The sequence below is a fragment of the Bartonella sp. AP57NXGY genome (assembly GCF_042195805.1).
Lineage (GTDB): Bacteria > Pseudomonadota > Alphaproteobacteria > Rhizobiales > Rhizobiaceae > Bartonella.
Map to the genome: position 1 here is coordinate 1 of NZ_JBHIOZ010000204.1, position 2,082 is coordinate 2,082.

Consider the following 2,082-nt stretch of genomic DNA (forward strand, 5'->3'; position numbering starts at 1 on the left):
TGCACAATGGGAACAAAGGCTTGTTAAAAAAACTCAAAAAATATCGCCAAAATGGATTAAACAATGGGATGAAGAAGTAAAGGAATGGGAAAGGAGTATATTAGAGATAAAAAAAATTGGATACATTTCTGAATCTTATGAATCTAAAAAACAGCAGCATCCAATGGTACAAGATATTTGTGCTCAAGGATATGTAGATATATTTTTTCTCTATGAAAAGGCGCTGGAAGTAGAATTTACTGCTGAGCACATCGAAAGAATAAATGAATTAATGATGCGTCCAATTTTTAAAGAAACTTATCCTAAAGTTGTGCGATTCATGAGACAGAATGGTGTCACATTACGAAAGTTTGTGGACCCTTTGACGAAAAAAAAGCGCTATAAGCCTACAATGCTGTTGTTTCATTGGTGGTTATATATGATTGATGATATGATTACAGCTGAATACGAACAGCAACAAAAAGATAAAGCTTCAGGGTTCTATCGTGACTTAGCATCTCTGGAAATTTACTTTGAAGACATACCTAAATATACTGAATATGAAACGCTAAAAAAACTGGGAGGATTTGGGAGTATGCCTGGTGACAGTAGTGTACTATGCATTTGTAAAAGAGAGCTTCTATCCTTATTGTATGATGTTTCCAGTGATTATAAGGCGGCAAGAGAAACTTTCATTTACTATAAGATGCTTATTGATACGGTGAAAGAAGGATATATTGCCTTTGATAAAAGTTGTTGTTACTCTACGGTTGAAAGGGCAATGGAGGTTTGTAAAGAGAGAGATAAAGAAGAGAAAAAAGACCTAGTCCTTGATGAAAAGATACCAACATTTGAAGAAGCTTACAAATTAGGCGTTAAAGAGTGGATGAAATCATCAAATGAGAAATGCGATAACCGGTTGATTTTTTGGGAGAAGCTTACCACACAAACAAAATTACAAGTTATCTTTGGGGATGAGAAGGTAAAGGTGCTGGAAGAGGCTATTGATAAAAATAAAGAACAGTTTGAGAATGAAATACAGGCAGCGGTTCTCGCAAATAACTATTTGAAGTGCAATAAATCTTATGCCTATTTGATACATACTTTAGAATAATGCTGAAAAGAAGGAGAAGCTGATAACAATTGTATGAATCGGTGAATTTACTGAAACCTCTGTTATCACACGCGGTGGTGAAACATATTGATAAGCAGTGAGAGTAATGTAGAGCAGCTCTTACCAAAAAGGAGAGAGTGGGCTCTTCTAGAGTCAATATTTTTGCGTGCAGTGTAAGAATGATCTCTCAAGAGAAGTAGGAGAGGCTTTTGCCTCAGGTTCGATAATTGCTTTTTGGGGCGTTTGTTATGATGGGATTTGTTTTTATTGCCTTTTGCAGCTTGTTTGCAGGGGAATTTGAATAACAGAAACGTCAATAAGGTAAGCTATTGGGGATTGCTTTTGTGGGGGGTATAGCAAGTACATTTTTTGTTCGTGGTGATGTTTTTTGTCACTATCTAATCAGTTATTTCCTATCGTTTTCTGTAAAGAAAATAAAAAACTCTTTCTTCACATGGTTTGTTTAAGGTTCTAAGGGTTTTGTAAAAAACTGTAAGAGTTAAATACCTTTTTTGAGGGTTTTTTCTAATTTTAGGCGAATGTGTTTATTGCAAGCAATGATGTGTTTTTGCGAAATATATCGCTGCCGCCTTCTTTATCAGTGACAAAACCACCGGTTTTGCGAAGCAATCAGTATGCTGGTAGTTTTATCAAAAATGTGCAGGTTATCTCCCCAAAAACCATCGGTTTTTTCTGCGGCGACATAAGCTAAATTCGAGAGCAGCAGCACCAAAACGGCGAAGTCCGGCAACTTCCGTCATTATATTGCGTAATTCAATAAGATAGGTTCCATGATTTGGACGACCAAAATGAGGCATTCCCGTGGCAATGACACAATCTTCCAGTCTGCGTCGAGCAGAAACGCGACAGCGTCGGTTATTGAAAAAAGCACCATACCCGCGTTCTGCGGTAAAGAGTTCATCACTCACGGGATTGTAAATGACACCACCAACGATTTTTCCTTGGCTTTCTAAGGCAATGGAAACAGC

The 2,082-nt window shown here is 37.1% G+C and carries 1 protein-coding gene and 1 pseudogene; one reads left to right on the forward strand and one right to left on the reverse strand.

Annotation, left to right across the window (positions count from 1 at the left end):
• The coding region (locus ACFIL8_RS09475) for a hypothetical protein (protein ID WP_375689576.1) at positions 1-1,093 on the forward strand (1,093 nt) is incomplete at its 5' end.
• Between the two features lie 499 nt (positions 1,094-1,592).
• Here ACFIL8_RS09475 and ACFIL8_RS09480 read toward each other — a convergent pair.
• Positions 1,593-2,082, reverse strand: a pseudogene (locus tag ACFIL8_RS09480) (inositol monophosphatase family protein); the annotation flags it as partial.